Below are 15,227 nucleotides of genomic sequence, written 5' to 3' on the forward strand. Positions count from 1 at the left end.
TGCTGTTCCGCGTCGCGGAGTTGCTGGCCGGTGGCGTCGATGAAGTGGTGAAAGTTGCCAGATCGACGGCGAGGCGGAGTGCAGCTGCGCCAGCTCCCGGCGCAGGGATCAAGCCTGACCGCCCGGAGCCGGGCACGGCGGGCCCCACCCCGCACCAATCCGGCACACCGGCCAACCGACCCCGCAGAACGGCAGGCCCAGCAGAGAGGCACGCCGCGGAAGGCGCACCGGCGTCAAGGCACAGGCAGGCTGGCGCCCGTCGGATACTCCGACGGACGCCAGCCTGAGGTGCTACCGGGCCCTGCCCGGGTTCGCGGTGCCGATCAGTGCGCGGCCCCACCAAAGCGCTGGCGACGACGCCACGCGAGGGTCAGCAGCAGCATGACCGCGCCGGCGCCGACCAGGCCGCCGCCGAGCTTCATGGGCGTGCTGAGGCTGCTACCAGTGACGGGCAGCGGCTGCTTCTTGTGCAGCACCCGAAGCTCCGTGCTGGCGCTCCGGTCGGACTCCCGACCGGCGGTGAAGGTCAGCAGACCCGTCACCGACGGCCGGTAGCTCTTGGTGAACCGGCCCTGGTAGTTGGTACGCGCCGTGAAGTTCAGCGGCGCGCTCGCCTGGTACGCCACCGGGGCCATCGCCACGGTGCTGCCGTCGCTGCGTCGGGCCGGCGCCTGACCGGCGGCCGGGGCCGCCAGCGGCGTGACCGACACGACGATGTTGACGGTCTCGTTCCGACCGAAGCCGGTGCCGGTCAGCACGACCGTCTCGCCGAGGTAGATCGTCGGCCGGTTGACGGTCAGCAATGGGGGTGCGGGCACGTACGGCGGTGGCTGTGGCGTGTCCGTGATCGACGGCGACGGCTGCGGCTGCGGCTGTGCCGCCCCCGCCGCGGTCGGCACGGCCACCACGGCCAGGCCGACCGTGAGCGCCATGACGATGCGGGATAGCCGCATGATTGGTTCCCTCCTACTGGTCACAGCTTGGTGCGGGATGAACTTGGGTGGTCCACGGGCTGGCGGTGGGGGTCAGCCACAGTTCGGCCTGTCCGACGCCGGTCTTCGCGGTCAACACGGTGACCTCTAAGACCCGTTCGGCGCCGGGGCTCGCCTCGACGTTGGCCGTGGCGACCTGCCGGCGTCGTTCGGTGCCGCTGCCCATGGCGATCTCCGTGCCGTCGAGGCGCGCGTCGAGCACACTTCCGCCCGCCGGACTGAAGATCGACACCAGCGTGCGGATGGTGTACGGGTCCCCTGCCATGCCGAGGCCGAGGACCGACTCACTGAGTCCGGACTTCGGCGCCGTCGAGCGCAGGGTCACCCGCAGCCGGAGCTCACGGCGGCCGTCGGGCCGGCATTCACCGACCGTGAGGTTCGCCGTCGGCCGCAGGTAGTAGCCGAGCTTCGCGCCGCTGCCGTCGTTGAGGAACACGCCGACCGTCGGCACGGTGTCCTGTTCCGGAAGCGTCCCGGCCATCCGGCTGTCGCCGAACGTCCGCTGTTCCTCCGGTCGGGCACTCCAGAACAATATCCGGCGTTCGGTGATAGCACGGTCGAAAGCGGACAACGACACCCGAGGGTTGACATTCTTCTTAAAAAAGGCGTCGAACACCGCTGCGGCGGACGCCGTGAAGAACGCGTCCTGCTCCTTGATGTCCAACCGCTGGTAGGTGTCGCTGAGCAGGGTCTGCACGACCTTTTCGCTGGCCAGCGGGACGCCGCCGGGCACCAGGACCGGGCCGGTCGCCTTGAGCAGGTAGGACAGCACCACCGGGTCGACGGCGAGCACGCCGTCGACCGTGGTGCCGGTCTTGCGGCGGATCATCTCCCGGTACAGCGCGGCGGCGGTCGGGAAGTGCGGGGTCAGATTGACGTCGGCGGGATAGATGCCGGGCAGATCGGTCCAGACCGCCTTGACCTCGGCGGGCAGCTTCAGTGCGGGGCTGAACCGGCCGAGGGAGGCGCTGCTGCCCTGCTGGCCCATCTTGACCTGGCCGTTCTCGGCCTCGATCATCGCGTACGCGCCGAACATGCCGCCGGTGGCGCGCAACTCGGCCAGGTTCTGCGAGACCAGCAGGTACCGACGCGGGCCGTTCGCGCCGAGTAGCGGCGGCAGCAGTCGTGCGCCCTGGTCGGCGGCCGTGGTGAGGCCGGCCAGCCGGTCGATCTCGCCGCGCAGGTCGGTCAACGCCTGCCGGATCTGGCTGACCAGCCGGTCGGCGGGCACCGCGGCCAGGTCGCGACGGGTGCGCTGCACCGCGCCGTCCACCCGGGACAGCTCGGCGGACGCCCCGCTGAGCCGTGCCAGATCCAGCCGACCCTCGGTCGGCACCAGGCTGGTCAGGTCCATCCGGAGCAGCGTCGGGAACGCCTGCCGGGCCAGTTCGTCGATGGCCACGGCGATCTGTCGGACCGCGCCGAGATCATCACCGGCGATCGGGGTACGTCGACCGAGCTTCCAGGCAGGGTCGGCGGTCGCGGCCCGGGCCGCGCCGGACTGCTCCTGGAGGGCGGCGAGGGTCCGCAGGGCACGATCGGTGTCCCCACCGACCACCTGGGCGCTCAGCTCGCGGGCCAAGCCAGCGGCGTTGAGCAGGTGGGCCCGGGCCTGCCAGCCGCGGAAGCCGATCCACCCGCCGGTCGCGAGCAGCAACGAGCCGACCACCAGGGCACCCAGGAGGGCCCGTCGCAGTCGGGCACGCCGGCGACGCCTGGACCGGCTTCGCCGCCGGCTCGGTCGTTCGCTCTCCTCCGTCACACCACACTCCCATTTGGTGGAATCGGACAGAAGGTCCGATATCCCTGACGTTCTTAGCATGCGTCGAGGGACTACGTACCGTTTTAGCGATTCTCGTCCTTTACGCGAGGTTCCCTCGCGGGTCGACGCGCTCGGTGACCCGGCCGGCCGCCTCGTGCAGCAGCCGCTCGATCCGGTCCACTCCGGCCGGCAACGACATCTCCCGCAGGTACGCCTCCCGGCCCCGGCGGCCCATCTCCGCGCGCGCGGACGGGGGGATGGTGGCGGCAAGCCAGAACCGGTCGGCCAGCGCGGCCCAGTCCTCCGGCGGGCAGGACAACCCGGCCCGGACGCGTTCCACCAGGTCGGCGGTGTCCCCGCCGGCCGACGCGACCACCGGCGCGGCGCAGGAGAGCGCGGCCTGCAGCTTGCCGGGCACCATGCCCCGCAGCTCCGGCAGGTCGCGCAGCATGACGAGCTGGTAGTCGGCGGCGGCGTACAGCTCGGGCATGTCCACCGGGGAGCGTCGCTCCACGAAGCGGACGTTCTCCGCGCCCAGGTCGGCGGCGAGCCCCCGCACCCGCCGCTCGTCGCTGCCCGAGCCGACCAGGACCAGCTCCATCGTGCGGTCCAGCGCCGCGGCGGCCCGTACCGCGGTCTCCAGCCCCTGCCGGGCACCGATGGTCCCGGCGTGCATCACCACGCACCGACCGTCGCGCCCGACCAGCTGGCGGGCCGCCGGCCCGGGCGTCGCCGGGTGGAAGATCCGCTCGTCGGTCCAGTTCAGCACCAGCCGGACCCGGGCCGGGTCCGCGCCGGCGGCGACCACCAGGTCCCGCATCGACGGCGCGGCCACGGCGACCCGCGCGGCGGCCCGGTAGACGCGGGCCATCGCGGCGCCCATCCGTGCCGCCCAGCGTCCGTCGCCGGCCTCGTCACCGCCGTCGCGCGCCCAGACGTCCTGCACGTGCACCACCGCCGGCACCCGGCCGAGCAGCCGGAGCACTCCGGCGGCGGCGAATGTGGTGGCCGGCAGCTGAAAGACGTAGAGCGCGTCCACGCCGCCGAGGAACCGGCGTGCGGTCAGCGTCGCGCTGCCGGCGAAGGAGAGATAGCTGGCCATCCTGCCGCCGGTGGACGCGCCGCCACCGGAGTACCGGGGCACTCGACGCACGGACAGCCGCTCGCTGTGCGTCTCGTGGTGCCAGTGCTGGCGCCAGCCCGGGTAGACGTGCCCACCCGGGTAGTCCGGGAACCCGGTGAGCACCCGAACCTCGTGCCCCCGTGCGGCCAATTCCTCGGCGAGGCTGCCGGGGATGAACGCCGGCTCGGGCGGAAAGTGGTACGACAGGATGCCGATCTTCATCGGGCCACCGCCGTCCACGATGGATCCGCCTCGGTCGGCGCGGCACCGCGACCGGCGGGGGCCCGGTCCGCGTACGATGCCGACAACCCCTCCCCGCGCGGCCACCGGCGTCGACACACCGCGCCAGCGGTGCGTCCGCCCGCGTCCGTACCGATGAAAGGGGCACCAATGGTCGACCGCGTGCTGTTCGTCTGCCACGCCAACCTGTGCCGGTCGCCGATGGCCGAGTACCTGGCCCGCCGACTGCTCGCCGACCGGCCGGTCACCGTGGCCAGCGCCGGCACCGACGCGATGGACGGACTCGCCATGCACCCGTACGCCATGGAGATCGCCGCCGAGGCCGGCGCGGACCCGGCGCCGTTCCGCAGCCGGGCGCTGCGCGCCGAGCATCTGGCGGACGCGACGCTGGTGCTGACCGCGACCCGGCGCCAGCGGTCGGTCTGCACCGCGCTGGCGCCGACCGCGCTGCACCGGACGTTCACCCTGCGCCAGTTCGGCCGGTTGGCCGCGGCGGCCGAGCCGCAGGCCGAGTCGGCCGACGACTCGCTGCGGGCCGCGATCGCCGCCGCCGCCCACGCCAGGGGGCGGCTGCAACCCGCCGCCCCCGACGCGGACGACCTACGGGACCCGATCGGCGGCACCGCCGCCGACTTCCGACGCTGCGCCGAGGAGATCGAACGATCGCTACGACCCCTCGCCGCGCTCATCGGGGCAGCCGGGTGAGTTCCTGGGTGCGGTCGCTGACGCCGTTGACCCCGGTGCTCTCGCTGTGCCGGGCGGACGTCGCCCGGTCGGTCGGGACCGACGGCGTGGCCGTGGAGGCGACCACCCGGTAGGCCTCGTACTGGTACGCCTCGGCCTTGGTCACCTTGGCCATGTTCAGCACGCAGCCGAGCAGCCGGACCGAGACCGAGTGCAGGGAGCGGGCCGCCGCGGCCACCTGGGTCCGGGAGGTCCGACCCTGCTGGGTCACCAGCAGCGCGCCGTCGGCCTGCACGGCCACCACCACGCCGTCGGTCACCGCGAGCAGCGGCGCGGTGTCGATGATCACGATGTCCGCCGACTCGCGCAGTGCCAGCAGCAGGTCCGCCATCGCCTTGGAGCCGAGCAGCTCACTCGGGTTCGGCGGGGCGGAACCGCTGGGCAGCACGAGCAGGGACTTGTCGCCCCAGCGCTGCACCACGTCGCCGACCTGGACGTCACCGACCAGTACGTCGGTGAGGCCGACCCCGGCGTCCAGGCCCAGGTACTCATCTACCTTGGGGCGGCGCAGGTCCGCGTCGACCAGCAGCACCCGCCAGCCCGCCTCGGCCAACGCGATGGCCAGGTTGCAGGAGAGCGTGGTCTTGCCCTCGCCCTGCAGAGCGCTGGTCACGGCGATGACCCGGGCCGGCTCGTGCACGTCCACGAAGCGCAGGTTGGTACGCAGCTTGCGGACCGCCTCGGCCCGCGCCGAGGTCGCGGCGTCGCCGACGATCAGCGGTGCGGAGCGGGCGCCGCTCTCGAACGGGATCTTACCGAGCAGCGGGCTGCCGGTGGCACGTTGCAGACCGGCGGCGTCGCGCAGCCGCACGTCGGCCACGCCGCGCAGGATCGCCAGGCCGACGCCGAGCAGCAGACCGGCCAGCCCGCCGAGAGTCATGTTCCGTACCGGCTGCGGCGAGACGGGGCTGGCGCTGACCCGGGGACCGTTGACCACCTCGATCTTGATCGGCGCCTTGCCCTCGGGTGGCGTCTCGACCCGCTGCACGAGCTCGACGAACTTCGCGGCGAGGGTCTCTGTCACCCGCAGTGCCCGACTCTGGTCGGTGTCGGTGATCGACGCGCGCAGCAGGACGGTGCCGGCCTCGGTGGAGGTGCTCACCCGGCGCTGCACCTCGTCCGCGGTGAGCCCGACCGGGTTCTCGGCCACCACGCTCTGCGCGAGTCGGTCGCTGCTGAGCAGGTCGGCGTACGACTTGACGCGCTGCTGAAGGAAGAGCCCACCCTGATAGGCCTCGGCGACGCCCTGGTTGGGGGTGGTGACGAAGAACGTCACCGAGGCGACGTACCGGGGTTGGGCCCGTACGGTCACGAACGCCGAGACGCCCAAGGCCACCATGACGGTGACCAGCACGACCCACCAGTGCCGACGCACGTGGCGCAGTTGGCGGAGCAGGTCCATCAGGCGCGCCTCCGTGCCGGTCCGGTTACGCCAAAGAACTTCACGAAAACCCCCAAGGTCGTTTGTAAACTCGTGAAACCATTAAAGCCGCTCATACGCCTTATGTCCGGGGTTATGCGTTTTCAGCGGTGACAAGTGCGCCCGCATGCCCAACCCGAGAAACGTCCATTCGGCAGCGGTGACATCGGGGAAAAGTCGACAGCCGATCGGCCGGCACCGGATCGCCCCTGTGGTCGCCGGCACGGACGAGCCCGGATAGGGTCGACAGCGGTGTGCCGGGAAGCCTGGTCGGCGAATGGATTCCTGCCGTCCCGACATCCCGAGGTGAGCGCCGCCGATGACCGACCGCACCCCACCGTCCGACCGGTCCCGGCCGACGCGGCTGTTCTCCCGATCGTCCTGGCCCGAGGCCCGGCACCTGGCCGACGTGCTGCGCACCGAGACCGTCGGCGGCGCGCTGCTGCTGCTCGGCGCCGTGCTCGCGCTGCTCTGGGCGAACTCCCCGTGGGCCGACTCGTACGCGCGGCTGAGCCACTGGGCGCCCTGGCCCGGCGGCGCACGCTGGCACCTCGACCTGGACCTGGCCACCTGGGCCGCGGACGGCCTGCTGGCCATCTTCTTCTTCGTGGTGGGCCTGGAGCTCAAGCGGGAGTTCGTCGCCGGTGAACTGCGCGACCCACGCCGCGCCGCGCTGCCGGTGGTGGCCGCGCTCGGCGGAATGCTGCTGCCCGCGCTGATCTACCTGGCGGTCGTCCTGACCGCGGGCGGGGAGGGGCTTCGCGGCTGGGCGATCCCGACCGCCACCGACATCGCCTTCGCGCTGGCCGTGCTCGCCGTGGTCAGCTCACACCTGCCCCAGGGCCTCCGCGCCTTCCTGCTCACCCTCGCGGTGGTCGACGACCTGTTCGCGATCACCATCATCGCGATCTTCTACACCGCCGACTTCCATCCGGCACCGCTGCTCGCCGCGCTGGCGCCGATCGCGCTCTTCGCCCTGCTGGTGCGGCGCGGGCGCACCTGGTGGTGGGCGCTGATCCCGCTCGCGGTGGCCACCTGGGCCCTGGTGCACGCCTCCGGGGTGCACGCCACGGTGGCCGGTGTCCTGCTCGGATTCACCGTGCCGGTGCTGGCCACCCGCAGCCGGGCGGGCGGCGCGCAGGCCGCCGACCGGCCGGCGGTCGGTGCGAGCGGGGATGCCGGCGGGCTCGCCGCGCACCTGGAACACCGCTGGCGACCGGTGTCGGCCGGCTTCGCGGTGCCGGTCTTCGCCCTGTTCGCCGCCGGCGTGACGCTGCGCGGCACCGACCTGGGCGCCCTGGTGACCGACCCGGTGGTGATCGCCATCGTCGCCGGCCTGGTATTCGGCAAGAGCATCGGAATCTTCGGGGCGACCTACCTGCTGGCTCGGTTCACCCGCGCCGAACTGGACGAGGACATCACCTGGTCCGACCTGCTCGGGATCGCGATGCTGGCCGGCGTCGGGTTCACCGTGTCGCTGCTCATCGGCGACCTGGCGTTCGGCGCCGGCAGCACGGCCGACGACCGGGTCAAGGCGGCCGTGCTGACCGGATCGTTGATCTCCGCCGGGTTGGCCGCCATCGTGCTGGTACGTCGCAACGCCGTGTACCGGCGGGTGGCGGAGCGGGAGCGGCTGGACGCCGACGGCGACGGCGTGCCCGACGTCTATCAGCGCAACGGCGACCGCTGACCGGGACGCCCAGCCCGGCGGCCGACCACAGCGCTTTCCCGGCGGCCGCCGTCGACCGGGGCCCGCCGCCGCCGTCCGGTCAGCGGCCGCGTTCGGCGGGCCGGCGCTCCTCGGTCTCCTCCGACAGCGCCTCGGCCGCCGGCTCGGTCAGGTCGTCGCCGGGCACCGCCACCTCCTCGGCGAGGTCCTGTTCGTCCGGCTTCCCGCCGGGCGGCGGCTCGGGAGCGGTGGCATCGCCGGCGAAGCCGTACTCGTTCGGTTCGTCGTGCCTGCTCATGTGGTCGTCCTTCCACGTGCGCCGGTTTCGCCTCGTACCGCCAACGGTAGGTGGTGACCGTCCGCGGCGCAGGGCCGCCGGAATTGTCGACGCGACCGCGGCGGGAAGGCGCCCAGCGCCACCCCGAGCAACTGGCGCAGCGCGACGATCGCCGCCGAGCCGACCAGGGAAGCCCAGCTCGGATCGCCGGCCAGCCGGAGCAGACCGGCCGCGGTCAGCAGGTCCAACAGCACCCGGACGGCGGTCCGGACGGCCCCGGTGCTGAGCAGGGTGACCACACCGGCGACCAGGGCCAGCGCGGTCACCGCGGTGACCAGCGCGCCCATCACGTGGAGCGCTCCCCCTCGGTCACCTGCCGCTGCTCCTGACGGATCTCCCGGCCCAGGAAGTAGTTCAGCGCCGTCCGGATCGTGGCGATCGCAGCGAGCTGGCCGATCTGGGTGAACGACGGCGACACCGCGGTGCGCAACACGTCGGCCGCCAGCTGGAACTCCAGGCCGAGGGTCAAAAACCGGCCCAGGGTGAGCCGGATCGGCGTGAAGACAGCGGCCGTGCGGTGTCGCAGTCCCTCGACCACGAACCGCACCGCCGCCCAGACCGCGCCGACGAAGATCACCAGAGCGCCCGCGACCTCCACCACGGCGACCAGCACCGCGTCACCCTGGCGCAGTAGCTCCCCCGCATCCACCCCGGGCCGTTACCCGCCGCAGGGGCGGGTAGTCGGCGCTCAGGTCAGCTGGCTCACCGCCTCCAGGATCAGCCAAAGGCCGCAGATGGCGAAGAGCACCGCGGCGCCGTACTTGATGGCCTTCTCCGGCAGGCGGCGGCCGAGCATGCGGCCGACCAGGATGGCCAGCGCGTCCGCGGCCACCATGCCGATGGTGGAGCCCAACCAGGTGCCGAACCAGCCGTACTTGGTGGCCAGCGTGATCGTGGCGAGCATCGTCTTGTCGCCCAGTTCGGCCAGGAAGAACGCCACCGACACCGCGACGATCGCGGACTTGCTGGTCTTCTCGGCCTTGCGCTTCTCCTCGTCGGTCAGGCTGTCCCCGCGCAGGGTCCACGCGCCGAAGGCGAGGAACGCCACACCCGCCACCAGGGTGATCCACTCGGTGGGCAGCACGGAGCCGAGACCCGAGCCGATGGCGACCGACGCCAGGTGCACCACGGCCGTGGCGACGGTGATGCCGATCAGCACCGGAACCGGCCGGAACCGCGTGGCGAAGGTCAGCGCCATCAACTGGGACTTGTCCCCCAGCTCGGCGACGAAGATGACGCCGAAGCTGATGACCAGCGCGGCGAAGAATCCCTCCATGACACCCTTCCCGTTCACGCCGGGAGGAGGTGCAGGGGCGCCCTCGACCCGGCTCCAAAAGCCTGAGTCGAAGGTCTCGCCCGCCCCGGAGACCGGGGCCGCGTGGCCGGATGCGGAACGCACCAGTATGTCGACCACGACATTGGGGGCTACTCCCCTTCGCGCGACCAGCCTAGCCGATCACCATTCGGACCGGCGGGGGCGGGTGAACCAGCTCACCGCGCCCGGGCCAGGGTCACCCCGAAAAGCCCATCCGGGTCGGTCCAGAACTCCGCCGCGACAAAACCCGCCGCGGCCAGCTCGGCGGCGACCCCCGCCGGGTGGAACTTCGCCGAGACCTCCGTGCGCAGCTCCTCCCCCGCGGCGAACTCCACGGTCAGGTCCAGCACCCGGACCCGCATCGGCCGGGTCGCCCGCAGCCGCATCTCGATCCACTCATGGTCCGGATCCCAGCGGGCGACGTGCTCGAACGCCTCCGGATCGAAGTCGGCGCCCAGTTCCCGGTTGATCACGTGCAGCACGTTCCGGTTGAACTCGGCCGTCACCCCGGCCGCGTCGTCGTACGCTTGCACGATCACCGACGGGTCCTTCACCAGGTCGGTGCCGAGCAGCAGCCAGTCGCCGACCTCCAGCGCGGCGCGCATCGCGGCCAGGAACTCCGCCCGCTCGGCCGGCAGGAGGTTGCCGATGGTGCCGCCGAGGAACACCACCAACCGCCGGCCGCCGGTGGGCATCCGGTCCAACTGCCGGGTGAAGTCCCCGACGATGCCGCGGACCCGCAGCCCCGGATAGTCGGCGGCGATCTCGGCGGTGGACCCGCGCAGCGCGCTGACCGACACGTCGAGCGGGACGAACGTGCCCAGACCGCCCTGGCGGGTGAAGGCGTCCAGCAGCAGCCGGGTCTTCTCGGACGAGCCGGAGCCCAGCTCGATCAGTGTCTTGGCCCCGGTCAGCGCCGCGATGTCGGGAGCCCGCTCGGCCAGCACCGCCCGCTCGGCCCGGGTCGGGTAGTACTCGGGCAAGCGGGTGATCTCCTCGAACAGCTCGCTGCCCCGGGCGTCGTAGAACCACTTCGGCGGCAGCCACTTCTGCTCGGCGCTCAGCCCGGCGCGGACGTCCTGGCGCAGCCCCCGCTCCAGGTCCTGCTGTTCGAGGTAGATCTCCAGCGGTTCCGCCGTCATCATATCGCCTCTCTCGGATCGGTCAACCGTTGCGTGCCCCGCCGGTGCGGCTCACCGGGTCGGCAGTGGGCTCACCCGCACCTCGCTCGCAGTGGCGGTCACCAGGTGCCCCTCCGGCACCGGCCGCCAGCCGGGGTCGTCGTCGTGCGGCTCGGAGACGAGCAGCACCGAGCCGGCCCCCGCGCGTACCGACAGCGCGTGCCCGGCCACGCTGGCCACCGCCCGGCGCCCGTCGGTGAGCAGCAGGTTGAGCCGTGACCCCGGCGCCGCCGCGGCGACGTCGGCCACCGTCCGACCGACCGCCTCCACCGGATCGGCGCCGGCGCGCAGCCGCTGCCGGACCAGCGCCCAAAGCAGCGCCGAGTCGGTGGCGGCGTCCAGCGTGAGCAGGTCGCGCACCGGCAGGCCGGCGGCGAGCGGCACCACGGCGTCGGGCCAGCCGCGCACCACCCCGTTGTGGCTGAACAGCCACCGCCCCTCGGCGAACGGCGCGGCGGCGCCGTCGAGCACCGCCATACCGACGGTGGCCGAGCGGACCGCGGCGAGCACCGCACCGGCGCGGGTCACCGCCGCGAGCTGGGCGATGGTCGGGTCGCTCCAGATCGGCTGGGCACGCCGGTAGCGCACCGGGTCGCCGTCACCCGGGTACCAGCCGACGCCGAACCCGTCGGCGTTGATCGTGCCGCCGCCGCGCATGTCGCGGGGCGCCCACGACTGCCGCACCAACGAGTACGGAGGATCGAACAGCAACTCGGCCAGGGTGACCGGTGGCCCCAGGTAGGCCAGGTGGCGACACATCAGCGCCCCCGGCCGGCCGGCGTGCCGATCGCGCGGTGAATCACCGGTGCGACTCGTCCGGATGCGCGTCGCGGGCGCAGCGGAAGCCGCTGAAGATCTGCCGCCGGATCGGATAGTCCCAGTTGCGGAAGGTGCCCCGGCAGGCGGACCGGTCGGTGCCGAACGAGCCGCCGCGCAGCACCCGGTAGTCGTCGCCGAAGAAGGCCTCCGAGTATTCGCGGTACGGGAACGCGGTGAAGCCGGGATGCCCCCGGAATTCGGTCGAGGTCCACTCCCAGACGTCACCGATGAGCTGGTGCACACCCAACGGTGAGACGCCAGCCGGGTACGCGCCCACCGGCGCCGGCCGCAGGTGACGTTGGCCGAGGTTCGCGTGGGCGTCGGTCGGGTCGCCGTCGCCCCACGGGTAGCGGCGGGACCGCCCGGTCGCCGGGTCCCAACGGGCCGCCTTCTCCCACTCCGCCTCGGTCGGCAGCCGCCTGCCGGCCCACGCCGCGTACGCCTGGGCCTCGTACCAGCACACGTGCACCACCGGCTCGTCGGCGCGGACCCGGTCCCACCGGCCGAAGCGCTGGTAGGACCAGTTGTCGCCGTCGCGGCGCCAGTGCATCGGCGCGCTGAGCTCCTCCCGGAGCCGGTGGGCCCAACCCGCCGGGCTCCACCAGCGCGGATCGGTGTAGCCACCGTAGGCGATGAAGGCCTCGTACTGGCCGTTGGTGACGGGGGCGGCGTCGATGACGTACGCGGGCAGGTCGACGCGGTGCGCGGGGCGCTCGTTGTCCAGGGCCCACGGGTCGGTGTCGGTGCCCATGGTGAACGGGCCGGCCGGGACCAACACCTCCCCAGCGACCCCGGCGGGCGGCTCCGGCGGCGGCGGGGCGTGCAGCACCGCCGGCCCCGAGCGCAGCTGGTGGGTGGCGAGCATCGTCTCGTCGTGCTGCTGCTCGTGCTGGACGATCATGCCGAAGGCGAACCCGTCGGCGACCAGCGGCCGCTCCGTGAAGGTGACCGCGTCGAGCAGGTCGTGCACCTTGTCCCGGACCGTGCCCAGGTAGGCGCGCGCCTCGGCGGGTGGCAGCAGGGGCAGCGCCGGACGGTCCCGGCGGGGCTGCTTGAACGCGTCGTACAGCTCGTCGATGTCGCACCGGACCGGCTCGTGGCCCCCGACGTCGCGGACCAGCCAGAGCTCCTCCTGGTTGCCGACGTGTGCCAGGTCCCACACCAGCGGCGACATCAGCGGCGAGTGCTGGCGCATCAGGTCGGCGTCGTCGACCACCTCGGTCAGCAGCGTGGTCCGGGTCCGGGCCCGCGCCAGCTCCGCCGCGATCCGGACGCGCAACTGCTCCCCGTCGCCGCTCGCTCCCGACTGCGGGGCTCGCAACCCCGGCTCACTCCTCGCGCTCACCGCGTCGCCGTTCGTTCCCGACTGAGGGGCGCGCAACCCCGGCTCACTCCTCGCGCTCACCGGTCTCCCCTTTCTGCGGCGGACAGCCGCCGCCGTACGTCACGCTGGATCTCGTCGTGGGCGCCGGCCGGCAGGTCGAGCCGGGGCAGCGTGGTCAGGGCCAGGTCGAGAAGCGCCGCCGACGCGGCGGCCAGGGCGGGGTCGGCCAGGCCGTGCCGGGCGGCGGCCGACCAACGGTGCGCCACCGGCGTGCCGATCGCGTACGCCGCGCGCACGGTGCCCGGGTCGGCGAACAGGGCGGTCAGCACCGCCGTCGGGAGCCGCCAGTCCCGGCCGGGCTGGGCGTCCAGGTAACGCAGCTCCAGGTAGCCGCGTGGACGCACCGGCGGAAAGAGGGTGCTGACGTGGTAGTCGAGGTCGTCGGTGGTGGGTGGGTGGGGCAGCGCGCCGTCGAGCCAGTCGGCGAAGGTCACACCGGGTGGCGGGGTCCAGTCCGGGCCGTGCCGGCGCAGGCAGAGCAACGGCGCGGCGAGCACGTACCGGATCCAGGTGGCGGTCGGGTCCTCGCCGGCGCGGCCCGGCGCCCAGACCGGGCGGGTGCGGGCCGGGTCGATGGCCAGCCACGCGGCCATCCGGGCGGAGGCCCAGCCGGTGCGCCGCCCGGCGTGCCGACTGGCGGAGGCGAACGCCGCGAGCAGCGGCGGGCCGACCGCGTGGGCTGCGGACCACCGCGCGGCGACCTGGTCCGGTTCGCCGGCGTCGAGGCAGACCTGCAGGCCGGCGGTGCTGTACATCATTGTCCGGCCGGCCGGACCGCGCCGGTCGAAGGCGCCACGCATGGCGCGGTAGCGGGGAGTTTCGAGCACCGGGCGGGGCCGGCGGTGCGGGTCGATGCCGCTGCGGCCGAGGATCAGCCCGGCGGCGGCCAGCAGGTCGGTGACCTGGGCGATGTCGGCCTCAGTGGCCTGGATCAACGCGGCGATCGAGGAGCGCGGCGGGGTGGAGATCTCCAGCTGACCGCCCGGCTCAACGGTCACCGTGCCGCCGTGCCGCAGCGGCTCGGCGGGGCTGGTGGCGTCCAGTGTGACGGGGCTGTGCGGCCCCAGCGCCGCCCGCAGCCGCACCGGATCGACGGGACGGGCGGGGTCGGCGGCGTCGTGCACGGTCCATTCCAGTTCGACGCCGGTGTGGGTGGGTGGGCCGGTCTTGAAGCAGATCCGGGCGAGGTGCCGGCCTGCGGCACCGGACTCGCGCAGGATCGCGCTGCGGTCCAGCTCGGGCGACGTCACCACCGGTCGGGCTCCTCTCCCTGCGTCGGCGCCGGGACATCGTGCCACCGTAAACCCAGCCACCGACACCGTCGGGGGCCGTCCACGGCGCCACCAACCTCTGTCTAACAGACGAATTTCCCGGTGCAGGGCGGAACGAGCGGCCCCGGCCGTCGCTCGCTCACTCCGGGGCTGGCCGGCCGGTCGCCGGGTGTGACGGCTTGACCTTCGCCGATGTGGACGGCTTCGCTTCGGGCACCAGCCGCTGGCAGTACGCCTCGACCTCGCCGGCGCCGCCGGCGGCGGCCACCAGCATCTGGAAGGCCGGCGTCCGCAGCGCCTTGTCCCGCTGCTCGGGCTCCTTGGCCTGCCAGGCCTGGCACAGTCCGCGCAACTGCCCGGCGGGCGCCGCCCCTGCGGAGGGTGTGCCGATGGCGGACGGCGCGCTGGTGGCGGACGGCGTGGGAGACGTCGACCGGCTGGGCGCGGCGGTCCGCTCGACGGACGGGGTCGTGTCGACGTCGCCGGAGGTCGGTGACGGGCTGCTGCTGGGTGGCCACGGCACCGGGTCCGGCGCCCGGTCCAGGGTGACCGCCGCGAACGCGGCGCCGGCGGTGGCGGTGGCGGCCAGCGCGCCCATCCAGGCCACCGCGCTGGTGGTCAGCCGGCGGCGGTGCGGCCGGCGGACGGTCGGGGCCGGGTTGGCCCGAGCGGCCCGGAACGCGGCCAGTGCGGCATCCTCACCGGCCAGCTCGCGGGGGCGGGGCGGGGCGGCGGCCGCGGCGAGCAGCCGAGCCAGCGGGTCCGCCGCGTGCACGTCGGGATTGGCGGGGGTGGACGCGCGGATCTGGGCCGCCGCGGCGTCCGGGGCGGCGGGGCTGGAGGCATGGTCCCCGTCCGGCGCGGCTTCGGGGGTGGCCGGAGCGCCGGCGCGGGTCGCGTCGAGCAGCCGTTCGGTCTCGGCGAGCTCGGCCCGCCGGTTCGGCCGGTTCGGGTTCATCCGGAATCCCCT

Annotated in this window: 15 protein-coding genes; 2 read left to right on the forward strand and 13 right to left on the reverse strand. The window is 73.4% G+C overall.

The window, feature by feature from the left end; translation table 11 throughout:
- Positions 1–323: 323 nt before the first annotated feature.
- The 3 genes from ACWD6N_RS08410 to ACWD6N_RS08420 all read right to left on the reverse strand — a co-directional run bounded on the left by ACWD6N_RS08410 (position 324) and on the right by ACWD6N_RS08420 (position 4,099).
- Positions 324–953, reverse strand: coding sequence for a hypothetical protein (locus ACWD6N_RS08410; RefSeq protein ID WP_354962173.1), 630 nt, complete (start codon positions 951–953; stop codon positions 324–326).
- Positions 954–966: 13 nt separating this feature from the next.
- Positions 967–2,661: a DUF4012 domain-containing protein gene (locus ACWD6N_RS08415; protein ID WP_354962174.1), complete on the reverse strand. Its 1,695-nt coding sequence runs from the start codon at positions 2,659–2,661 to the stop codon at positions 967–969.
- A gap of 193 nt (positions 2,662–2,854) precedes the next feature.
- Positions 2,855–4,099, reverse strand: a complete 1,245-nt coding sequence (locus ACWD6N_RS08420; protein ID WP_354962175.1) for a glycosyltransferase family 4 protein — start codon at positions 4,097–4,099, stop codon at positions 2,855–2,857.
- Between the two features lie 168 nt (positions 4,100–4,267).
- On the opposite strand from ACWD6N_RS08420, the gene ACWD6N_RS08425 reads away from it, so the two are divergent.
- A complete protein-coding gene (locus tag ACWD6N_RS08425) occupies positions 4,268–4,822 on the forward strand; it encodes an arsenate reductase/protein-tyrosine-phosphatase family protein (RefSeq protein ID WP_354962176.1) in 555 nt (184 codons plus the stop codon).
- On the opposite strand, the gene ACWD6N_RS08430 is transcribed toward ACWD6N_RS08425, so the two are convergent.
- Complete coding sequence (locus ACWD6N_RS08430; RefSeq protein ID WP_354962177.1) at positions 4,803–6,263, reverse strand: polysaccharide biosynthesis tyrosine autokinase; 1,461 nt, start codon at positions 6,261–6,263, stop codon at positions 4,803–4,805. The genes ACWD6N_RS08425 and ACWD6N_RS08430 overlap by 20 nt on opposite strands.
- A gap of 337 nt (positions 6,264–6,600) precedes the next feature.
- Here ACWD6N_RS08430 and nhaA point away from each other — a divergent pair, with 337 nt between their 5' ends.
- Positions 6,601–7,971, forward strand: a complete 1,371-nt coding sequence (nhaA, locus tag ACWD6N_RS08435) for a Na+/H+ antiporter NhaA (protein ID WP_450004635.1) — start codon at positions 6,601–6,603, stop codon at positions 7,969–7,971.
- Positions 7,972–8,050: 79 nt separating this feature from the next.
- On the opposite strand, the gene ACWD6N_RS08440 is transcribed toward nhaA, so the two are convergent.
- The 9 genes from ACWD6N_RS08440 to ACWD6N_RS08480 form a co-directional block, all read right to left on the reverse strand.
- The gene (locus ACWD6N_RS08440; protein ID WP_354962179.1) at positions 8,051–8,248 is read right to left on the reverse strand and encodes a hypothetical protein; all 198 of its coding nucleotides are present in this window, start codon (positions 8,246–8,248) and stop codon (positions 8,051–8,053) included.
- Complete coding sequence (locus ACWD6N_RS08445; RefSeq protein WP_354962181.1) at positions 8,245–8,574, reverse strand: hypothetical protein; 330 nt, start codon at positions 8,572–8,574, stop codon at positions 8,245–8,247. Before ACWD6N_RS08445 ends, ACWD6N_RS08440 begins: the two co-directional genes overlap by 4 nt.
- Positions 8,574–8,936, reverse strand: coding sequence for a DUF1622 domain-containing protein (locus tag ACWD6N_RS08450; protein WP_354962182.1), 363 nt, complete (start codon positions 8,934–8,936; stop codon positions 8,574–8,576). Before ACWD6N_RS08450 ends, ACWD6N_RS08445 begins: the two co-directional genes overlap by 1 nt.
- A gap of 39 nt (positions 8,937–8,975) precedes the next feature.
- On the reverse strand, positions 8,976–9,563 hold the full coding sequence (locus ACWD6N_RS08455) for a TMEM165/GDT1 family protein (protein WP_354962183.1): 588 nt from the start codon (positions 9,561–9,563) through the stop codon (positions 8,976–8,978).
- A 215-nt stretch (positions 9,564–9,778) separates the two neighbouring features.
- A complete protein-coding gene (gene egtD, locus ACWD6N_RS08460; RefSeq protein WP_354962184.1) occupies positions 9,779–10,744 on the reverse strand; it encodes an L-histidine N(alpha)-methyltransferase in 966 nt (321 codons plus the stop codon).
- Positions 10,745–10,795: 51 nt separating this feature from the next.
- Positions 10,796–11,542 carry an ergothioneine biosynthesis protein EgtC gene (gene egtC / locus ACWD6N_RS08465; protein ID WP_354962185.1) on the reverse strand — a complete coding sequence of 249 codons (747 nt, stop codon included), beginning with the start codon at positions 11,540–11,542 and terminating at the stop codon, positions 10,796–10,798.
- 40 nt (positions 11,543–11,582) lie between these two features.
- Complete coding sequence (gene egtB / locus ACWD6N_RS08470; protein WP_450004648.1) at positions 11,583–12,923, reverse strand: ergothioneine biosynthesis protein EgtB; 1,341 nt, start codon at positions 12,921–12,923, stop codon at positions 11,583–11,585.
- 80 nt (positions 12,924–13,003) lie between these two features.
- On the reverse strand, positions 13,004–14,239 hold the full coding sequence (egtA, locus tag ACWD6N_RS08475) for an ergothioneine biosynthesis glutamate--cysteine ligase EgtA (RefSeq protein WP_354962187.1): 1,236 nt from the start codon (positions 14,237–14,239) through the stop codon (positions 13,004–13,006).
- Positions 14,240–14,396: 157 nt separating this feature from the next.
- Positions 14,397–15,215 carry a hypothetical protein gene (locus ACWD6N_RS08480; RefSeq protein ID WP_354962188.1) on the reverse strand — a complete coding sequence of 273 codons (819 nt, stop codon included), beginning with the start codon at positions 15,213–15,215 and terminating at the stop codon, positions 14,397–14,399.
- Between the last annotated feature and the right edge of the window lie 12 nt (positions 15,216–15,227).

This window comes from Micromonospora sp. NPDC005163, assembly GCF_053599835.1.